The 9,218-nt window shown below is 45.7% G+C and carries 7 protein-coding genes; all 7 read left to right on the top strand.

Annotation, left to right across the window (positions count from 1 at the left end; all coding sequences use genetic code 11):
• The first annotated feature begins 260 nt into the window (after positions 1-260).
• Positions 261-3,782 carry a pyruvate:ferredoxin (flavodoxin) oxidoreductase gene (gene nifJ / locus E0L13_RS10245; protein ID WP_095629412.1) on the top strand — a complete coding sequence of 1,174 codons (3,522 nt, stop codon included), beginning with the start codon at positions 261-263 and terminating at the stop codon, positions 3,780-3,782.
• A gap of 127 nt (positions 3,783-3,909) precedes the next feature.
• Entirely contained in the window at positions 3,910-5,049 is a 1,140-nt protein-coding gene (locus E0L13_RS10240) for an acyl-CoA dehydrogenase (RefSeq protein ID WP_095629411.1), read from the top strand.
• 54 nt (positions 5,050-5,103) lie between these two features.
• Entirely contained in the window at positions 5,104-5,520 is a 417-nt protein-coding gene (locus E0L13_RS10235) for a MaoC family dehydratase (RefSeq protein WP_095629410.1), read from the top strand.
• A gap of 304 nt (positions 5,521-5,824) precedes the next feature.
• Positions 5,825-7,516, top strand: a complete 1,692-nt coding sequence (ilvD, locus tag E0L13_RS10230; RefSeq protein WP_198947397.1) for a dihydroxy-acid dehydratase — start codon at positions 5,825-5,827, stop codon at positions 7,514-7,516.
• Positions 7,517-7,538: 22 nt separating this feature from the next.
• Complete coding sequence (locus tag E0L13_RS11985) at positions 7,539-8,261, top strand: MFS transporter (protein ID WP_168062184.1); 723 nt, start codon at positions 7,539-7,541, stop codon at positions 8,259-8,261.
• Positions 8,182-8,826 (top strand): MFS transporter, encoded by a 645-nt coding sequence (locus E0L13_RS11980; protein ID WP_168062182.1) that lies wholly within the window; start codon positions 8,182-8,184, stop codon positions 8,824-8,826. Before E0L13_RS11985 ends, E0L13_RS11980 begins: the two co-directional genes overlap by 80 nt.
• A gap of 96 nt (positions 8,827-8,922) precedes the next feature.
• Positions 8,923-9,207, top strand: a complete 285-nt coding sequence (locus E0L13_RS10215) for a UxaA family hydrolase (RefSeq protein ID WP_107196459.1) — start codon at positions 8,923-8,925, stop codon at positions 9,205-9,207.
• The last annotated feature ends 11 nt before the right edge of the window (positions 9,208-9,218 follow it).

Raw genomic sequence — 9,218 nt, 5'->3', positions numbered from 1 at the left:
ATTATATGATTATAAGTTGTTCCATGTTTTTTATGCATTATATATGGTTTTATTATTTATAAGCATTGAATTTTTTCTTATAAAATGATAGAATAACGAATATAAGAATAAAGACGTATATAAGAACAATAAAAACGGGCAAAATCGACATGCTTACTAATGAAAAAATGATTGCCTTGAATGAAAAGTAATTCACTAAAGTTTTTGTATGCGGAACTTGTTTTTACATGTCATTTAGAAAAAGGAGGAACTATTACATCATGAAGAAAAACTATGTTGTAATGGATGGCAACACTGCTGCCGCATATGCATCGTATGCCTTTACGGAAGTAGCTGCCATTTTCCCCATTACGCCGTCGTCAGTTATGGCTGAAAAGGTTGACGAATGGGCTGCTAAGGGAAAGAAAAATATCTTTGGCAATACGGTTGATGTTATTCAAATGCAGTCTGAAGCAGGCGCGGCCGGCACATGCCACGGCTCGCTGCAGGCCGGCGCTCTGACGACAACCTACACGGCTTCTCAGGGCTTGCTGCTCATGATTCCGCCGATGTTCAAAATCGGCGGCGAATTCCTGCCGGGCGTATTCCACATTGCCGCCCGTACGGTCAGCGCTCACGCTCTTTCTATTTTCGGCGATCACTCCGACGTCATGGCCTGCCGTTCCACCGGCTTCGGCATGATCATGTCTTCGTCGCCGCAGGAAGTCATGGATTTGGGCGCCGTGTCGCACTTAGCGGCAATCGGCGGACGCTATGCCTTCATGCACGTATTCGACGGCTTCCGTACATCTCACGAAATGCAGCGCATCGAAGCGCTGGACTACGACGAATTGAAAAAACTCGTCGACTACGATCAGCTGAACGCCTTCCGCAAAAACGCCTTGAATCCTGAACATCCCTATGAACGCGGCACGACGGTCAATCCGGATATCTTCTTCCAGTGCAAAGAAGGGGCGAACGAAAAAATCGCTTCCATTCCCGGCGTCGTACAGCATTACATGGATGAAATCAATAAATTGACAGGCCGCGATTATAAACTCTTTAACTACTACGGCGCTCCCGATGCGGAAGAAGTTGTAGTCGTCATGTGTTCGGCGGCGGAAACGGTCCGCGACACTGTTGATTACCTCAACGCTCAGGGCAAGAAGGTCGGCATGGTACAGGTTCACTTGTATCGTCCGTTCTCCGTACAGCACTTCACCGAAGCTATTCCGGCTACGTGCAAAAAGGTTGCCGTACTGGACCGCACGAAGGAATCGGGCTCCATCGGCGAACCGCTGTACTTAGACGTACAGAGCGCCCTGATTCAGGCTGGCCGCGGCGATATCGTCGTTGTCGGCGGCCGCTACGGCTTGGCTTCCAAGGATACGACGCCGGCTCAGATCGCCGCTGTATACACGAACTTGGAACAGGCTCAGCCGAAAAACAACTTCACCATCGGCATCGTAGACGACGTAACGAATACGTCCCTGACAGACGAACCGATCAAATTGTCCTACGAAGGCCAGACAGCTGCTAAGATCTGGGGCCTCGGCGGCGACGGCACGGTTGGCGCAAACAAAAACGCCATTACCATCATCGGCTTGACGGCAGACAAATATGCCCAGGCATACTTCTCCTACGACTCCATGAAGACCGGCGGCCTGACCCAGTCGCACCTCCGCTTCGGCGATCAGCCCATCCATGCGACGTACCTCGTCGATTCGGCTGATTTCGTAGGCTGCCACGCTCCGACATACGTTCATAAATACGATACGACGGCTGAATTAAAAGACGGCGGCGTATACCTCCTGAACTGTCCCTGGACGGCGGAAGAGTTGGAAACGCAGCTGCCGGCCAAGATGAAACGCGATTTGTACAATAAACATGCTCAGTTCTACACGATCGATGCTACAAAATTAGCTGGTGAAATCGGCTTGGGCGAACGTGTCAACACGATTCTCCAGGCTGCGTTCTTCGAACTGACCAAGGTTATTCCTATCGACATGGCTGTGGAAGCGATGAAGCAAGGCAACTATGACAGCTACTTCAAAAAAGGCGGTCAGGAAATCGTCGACAAGAACAACAAAGCAGTTGACGCTGGTATCGAAGGCCTCGTAAAAGTAGAAGTTCCTGCTTCTTGGGCCAATGCTGTCGATACGCCGAAGGATCTGTCCCACTTGCCTGAATTCATTCAGGATATCGTGGAACCGATGAATCGTCAGCAGGGCGACTTTATTCCGGTATCGGTATTCAAGAAGCATGATTGCTTCGATGGCACATGGCCTCTCGGCACGACGGAATACAGCAAGCGCGGCGTAGCCATCAAGGTTCCCCACTGGAATGCTGAAGTCTGCGCGCAGTGCAACAGCTGCTCCATGGCCTGCCCCCACGCAGCTATCCGCCCGGTTCTCCTTACGGATGAAGAATTGGCCGGCGCTCCGGAAAGCTTCGTAACGGTTAAGGCGAAAGGCGCTAAGCTGTCCGATTACAACTTCCGCCTCCAGGTTTCGCCGTACGATTGCCTCGGCTGCGGCGTCTGCGTAAGCGTTTGCCCGCTGAAAGACAAGGGCGCTCTTACGATGGTTCCCATGGAAGAAGAAGCTGCCCAGCAGGATAACTTCAACCGCTTCGTTATGGACGAACAGTATCTCAAGAAGGAAGCTGTCAGCGACAAGACTGTCAAAGAACTGCAGTTTGCCAAACCGTACTTCCAATTCTCGCCGGCCTGCGCAGGCTGCGCCGAAACGACGTACATCAAGACGGTTACGCAGCTCTTCGGCAGCCGCATGTACGTTGCCAACGCGTCTGGCTGCTCCTCCGCATACGGCGGCTCCTTGCCGACGACGCCGTACTGCACGGACAACCGCGGCTTCGGCCCGTGCTGGGAACAGTCCTTGTTCGAAGACAACGCCGAATTTGCTTACGGCTTCTTCCACGCTCAGGACGTTATCCAGCAGGAACTGCGCATTCACCTGAATGCTTTGAAGGAACAGAACGTCGCCGTAGAAGCTATCGACGAATACCTGGCTCATTACAGCGAAGGCGACAAGTCCCGCGAAGTGACAGACGCCCTCATCGCCGCATTGGAACAGGTTCCGGCGAACGAAGACGTAGCCTTCGTCCTTCAGAATAAAGAATACCTGGCTAAGAAATCCGTATGGGCCTTCGGCGGCGACGGCTGGGCATATGATATCGGCTTCGGCGGTATCGACCACGTCATCGCTCAGAACCGCGACGTCAACATCCTGGTCATGGATACGGAAGTATACTCCAATACAGGTGGCCAGTCCTCCAAGGCTACTCCGACGGCAGCCGTAGCGAAATTCGCCGCCGGCGGCAAGCAGGTCAAGAAGAAAGACCTCGGTGCTATCGCCATGACCTACGGATACGTATACGTTGCCCAGGTTGCTATGGGCTACAACCAGGCGCAGACGCTCCGCGCTCTCCGCGAAGCCGAAGCATATCCGGGTCCGTCCATCGTCATCGCATACTGCCCGTGCCTCGAACACGGCATCAAGGCCGGTATGGGCGCTACGCAGCTTGAAATGAAGAAAGCCGTAGAATGCGGCTACTGGCACCTCTATCGCTACGATCCGCGTTTGGCGGCAGAAGGCAAGAATCCGTTCCAGCTTGATTCTCCGGAACCGGATTCCGACAAAATGGTCGAATACCTGCGCGGTGAAAACCGTTACAACCGCTTGCAGATTAACTTCCCGGAACGTGCAGAAGCATTGTATGAAAAGACGATCCGCGAAGCGAAGGAACGCTATGCCAAATACGCTAAAATGGCAGGCAAATAAGGGTAATTAAGTAAAAAGAAGCTCTGTCCACGCAATGATAAACGCTCCATCTTTCGCACCGGCAGAGCTTCTAATTACTTGATTATATAAACAAAATTCATTAAGGGAGAAAGGGGATAACAGAATAATGGAGTTCCAGCTTTCAGATGAACAAAAAATGATAACCAAAATGGTCCGCGATTTTGCCGAAAAGGAAATTGCGCCGACAGTCCACCAGCGTGACGAAGAAGAAGTATTTGACCGCAGCATCGTCGATAAACTCGGCGAATTGGGCTTAATGGGGATTTTCTTTCCGGAAGAATACGGCGGAGGCGGCGGAGACTACATGAGCTATATTCTCGCAAATGAAGAATTGGCTCGCGTAGATGATTCCATTGCCTGCAGCTACGCTGCGTCTGTGTCCCTTTGCGCATGGCCTATTTTTACATACGGCACGGAAGAACAAAAACAAAAATACTTGGTTCCCTTGGCAGAAGGCACGAAATTAGGCGCTTTCGGCTTGACAGAACCCAATGCCGGCACCGATTCGGCACAACAGCAGTCTCATGCTGAAAAAGTCGGTGACCACTACGTGCTGAACGGCAGCAAAATATTTATTACCAATGGCGGAGCCGCTGATATTTACGTCGTATTTGCCATGACCGATAAGTCTCAGGGTACAAAAGGCATTTCCGCTTTCATTTTGGAAAAAGGCATGCCGGGCTTTACTTTTGGCAAAAAGGAACATAAATTGGGTATTCATGGTTCTCAGACGATGGAATTAGTATTCCAGGACGTCGTTGTACCAAAAGAAAATCTTCTCGGCGAAGAAGGCAAGGGCTTTAAAATTGCCATGACATCTTTAGATGGCGGTCGTATCGGCGTAGCTGCTCAGGCTCTCGGCATCGCCCAGGCGGCCTTGGAAGCGGCCGTTCAATACTCGAAGGAACGCACGCAGTTTGGCAAGCCCATCAGTAAGTTCCAGGGCGTTTCTTTTATGCTGGCTGACATGGCGACCCGTCTCGACGCCGCTCGTCTGCTGACGTACCGCGCTGCATATTTGAAAGGCGCAGGCCTTCCCTATTCTAAAGAAGCCGCTATGGCTAAGATGTACGCTTCCGATGCGGCCATGGCTATCGCTACGGATGCCGTACAGATCTTCGGCGGCTACGGTTACACGCGCGAATACCCGGTAGAACGGCTGCTGCGCAACGCGAAGATTACGCAGATTTACGAAGGAACGAACCAGGTACAACGCATGGTCATTTCCGGCAGCTTGCTGCGGTGAGCCATTCCGCGCTTATGGTTGCCATTGTATGGTATGATAGAAAGGTGATGTATCATGAAGGAAGAATTAACGTATGATGAAATGCAGGTAGGCGACACGACTACCTTCGGCAAGACAATCAGTGAATCGGACGTATATGCCTTTGCTGGTATTACAGGTGATTTCAACCCCATGCACGTCAACGAACAAATCGCTAAAGAATCGATGTTTAAGGGCCGTATTGCCCACGGCATGATTTCTGCTGGCATCATTTCGACGACGATGACGAAAGCCATGCACGGCGGTACGCCGATTTATTGCTCCCAAGAATTGAAATTCAAAGCTCCCGTACGCATCGGCGACACGATTACCTGCACGGCGACTATCATCGAAAAGATTCCTGAAAAACACCGTCTTATTTTGAGTACTGTCGTAACAAATCAAGATGGCGTTGTTGTAACTGACGGAAAGGCTGTTATGTTAAAAAAATAACAATGTCTGAATTAATGGGTTGCTGATACTGTATCCGAAAGGGGAAAATCGAGTTCAAATATATAATTGGGCTCGTTTTTTCTTTTTTAGTGATAATTTTTAACACAATTAGATTTTAAAATTACTAAATATCGTAATTGTTTGGTATACTAATGATTTATTTGTATTAAAAATTAAAATGCGATATTAAAAAAATATATTGGAAGCCATGTATTGATATTAATGTGCTTCAAGTGATATACTAGTGGCATAAAGACGAATATACGAAATAATACGTATTTAAGAAAAAAAGGAGGAGTCTGAAATGATGAGAAGTGAAAAAATTCTCGAAGGATTGCACAACCAATATTATCGTGCTACGTATAAATCAATGGGATTTTCTACAGATGATTTAAAACGTCCAATTATTGGTATAGCTAATGCATGGAGTGAATGTGTTCCAGGACATTTTAATTTGAGACAGGTGGCGCAACGAGTAAAAGATGGAATCTATCGAGCTGGAGGTACTCCTGTTGAATTTGGTGTTATTGGTGGTTGTGACGGTTTTGCGCAAGGTCATGATGGTATGCATTATATTTTGCCGTCTCGAGAACTGATAGCTAATTCTGTTGAATCGATGGCTCAGATTAATTTATTCGACGGACTCGTATTATTAGGTTCCTGCGATAAGATTGTTCCAGGCATGTTGATGGCAGCAGCTCGTTTAGATATTCCCTGCATTTTATTGCCTGGCGGACCAATGGAAGGTGGAATAGTGTTTGATGGCAGAAAATCTGACCAGACTTCAAGTACAGAAGCATATGGCATGTTGTCTGCTAATAGAATTACAGAGAAAGAATATAGAACATTAGAAAATTTATCCTGTCCAACATGTGGTTCTTGTTCGTATTTAGGAACCGCAAACACGATGTGTGCACTTTCCGAAGCGTTAGGTATGACCTTGCCTGATGGAGGTATTATTCCAGCTTATTCAGCTGCCAGATTATCTATTGCAGAAGCTACCGGCATAAAAATCATGGAACTTGTTGAAAAAGGAATTACTGCTCGGCAAGTTATTACAAATGAAAGTATTCGCAATGCGATTAAAATTTGTTTGGCCATGAGTGGAAGTACCAATGCAGTTATGCATTTAACTGCTATTGCTCGTGAAGCAGAGCTAGATATTGATGTTTTGTCGGAATTTGATGAATTATCTAGACATACGCCGCAGTTAGCTAAGATTAATCCTGCTTCAGAATATAACATGATTGATTTTTATCAAGCTGGTGGGGTCAGCAAACTGCTTGAAGAAATGAGTTCCATCATTTATACGAATGCGATGACAGTTACGGCTCATACCGTAGCGGAAAATACAGAGAGTCACGTATATCAGTATCCTAAAAATAATAATATTATTAAAACGATGGATGAACCTTTTGGGTATGAAGGTGGAGTGGCTGTTCTTCGCGGTAATTTGGCTCCGGATACAGGTATTACAAAACCAGGAGCGTTTGATAAGAGCCTGCAGCATTTTGAAGGAGAAGCAATATGTTTTGATTCTGAAGAAGCGGCTGAAGAAGCAATTTTAGCTGGTAAGGTTCGAGATGGTCATGTTGTAGTTATCCGTTATGAAGGGCCTAAAGGCGGCCCAGGCATGCGCGAAATGTTCAAGGCCATGAAGTATTTATATGGTAGAGGTTTGGCTAAAACAACTGCTTTGATTACAGATGGACGTTTTAGCGGTACAAATAATGGATGTTTTGTAGGACATATTTCTCCAGAAGCTGCTGAAGGCGGTCCTATTGCTATTGTAAAAAATGGTGATCGTATTGAAATTGATGTTGAAAACCGCTCATTGAATCTTCTTGTAAATGATGAAGAAATAACGAAACGGTTGGCTGAGTGGAAAAGGCCGGAACCTAAGTTCAAAAAAGGTTGGTTAGGTTTATATTGCAAAATTGCTGGTTCTGGTGCACAAGGTGCAGTTGTTCAATACGATAAGCTAAAAAATTTATAAATGTTGATGGAGGCATAGTCCAATGGAAGAAATGAAACAGAGGGTATTTACAAAAGTAACCTGGCGTTTAATTCCCTTTTTAGTACTTTGTTATTTGCTTAACTATATTGACCGCGTTAACTTAGGGTTTGCTGCTTTGGAGATGAATAGAGATCTTGGATTGACTGCCACTACTTTTGGTTATGGCGCTGGTATATTATTTATTGGGTATTTAATTTTTGGCGTTCCTAGTAATTTAGGGTTAAATAAATATGGGGCAAGAATCTGGTTGGGGTTGTTGTTAGCTGTATGGGGCTGTATTTCTGCTAGCATGGCATTTATTACAACTACAACACAATTTTTAGTGGTGCGTTTTCTACTTGGAGCGGTAGAAGCTGGCTTTTTTCCAGGCGTTATTTTTTATTTGACACAATGGTTTCCAGCAGAATATAGAGGATCAATTACGTCTCGTTTCATGTTTGCTCAACCATTAGCTTTGATGATTGGTTCGACAGTATCTGGTTGGCTGCTTACGTTAGACGGAATGATGGGGGTAGCAGGGTGGCAATGGATGTTCATTTTAGAAGGTGCCCCAACGGTTATTGTTGGTTTGATTGCATTGTCGTATTTAACTGATAATCCTTCAAAGGCTAACTGGCTAACTGCCGAAGAAAGAAATTTTTTGATTGACGAATTGGAAAAAAGAAAAGCAACAAGTTGTAGCAAAAGAAAAGGTTTCTACTTTCCAAGCTATGCTGAATCCTAAGGTTTGGATTTTGGCCATTATTTATGTATCTCAGGTTATTGGTGTATTTGGTGTAAATATGTGGCTTCCACAGATTGTTAAGTCTTTTGGTGGAGATCTGGCTACTACAACGATTGGCTTGATTAGTGCTGTTCCTTTTGTGGTTGCAGCTGTTGGTATGCTGGCAATTGGCTGGAGTTCTGACAAGCATATGGAACGTAAGTGGCATATGATTGGAGCCATGATATTAGCTGGTGGTTGTTTGGTTATTTGCGGTGCTCTGAATAGTGGATTAGGTGTTTCTATTGCTCTCATCTCTATCAGTGCTATTGGCTTCTATGGTTGCATGCCTATTTTTTGGACAATTCCGCCAATGTTTCTTGTAGGTGGTGCTGCGGCTACTGGTATTGCTTTTATCAATGCTATTGGTAATTTGGGCGGATTTATTGCGCCTATTGCGATTGGTTGGATAAAAGATTATACAGGCAGTTTTGTCGGTGGATTCTACTTTATGGGGATCACTGTTTTAGTAGGTTGTGTTTTGTCTTTGATACTGTTTGCAGCATTTAAAAAGCAGGAATCGTAAAAAATATATTCTATCCAAGACGTTTTTCAGATGTCTTGGATAGAATACTAATTGTTGTATGTGTATATGGATATAAAATAGGAGGCGAAATAAGACATGATTAACGGTATGATTATTGATCCAAAGGACAATGTTGCTGTAGCAATTGAACAGATCAAGAAAGGCGATCTCATTACATATTTGAATTTTGAAAAGGAAGCTGTCGAGTTAACTGCAGCTGAAGACATTCAAATTTACCACAAATTTGCTATTCGGGATATTGCTGATGATGAACCGATTGTAAAATATGGAGAACATATTGGACATGCTGCCGGATTGGTAAAAAAAGGTGAACATGTTCACGTCCATAATGTTAAAAATGTTCGAGAAGATCTGGGTTAAAAGGAGGAGAT

Source organism: Megasphaera sp. SW808 (genome assembly GCF_012027795.1).
GTDB classification, from domain to species: Bacteria; Bacillota; Negativicutes; order Veillonellales; family Megasphaeraceae; genus Megasphaera; species Megasphaera stantonii.
Note: the sequence above shows the minus strand (reverse complement) of the source record. Positions and strands in the feature narration are given on the sequence as shown.

Coding starts and splice junctions, on each gene's coding strand:
- E0L13_RS10235 (WP_095629410.1), top strand. CDS start 5,104: ATGAAGGAAGAATTAACGTATGATGAAATGCAGGTAGGCGACACGACT.
- E0L13_RS11985 (WP_168062184.1), top strand. CDS start 7,539: ATGGAAGAAATGAAACAGAGGGTATTTACAAAAGTAACCTGGCGTTTA.
- nifJ (WP_095629412.1), top strand. CDS start 261: ATGAAGAAAAACTATGTTGTAATGGATGGCAACACTGCTGCCGCATAT.
- E0L13_RS10240 (WP_095629411.1), top strand. CDS start 3,910: ATGGAGTTCCAGCTTTCAGATGAACAAAAAATGATAACCAAAATGGTC.
- E0L13_RS10215 (WP_107196459.1), top strand. CDS start 8,923: ATGATTAACGGTATGATTATTGATCCAAAGGACAATGTTGCTGTAGCA.
- ilvD (WP_198947397.1), top strand. CDS start 5,825: ATGATGAGAAGTGAAAAAATTCTCGAAGGATTGCACAACCAATATTAT.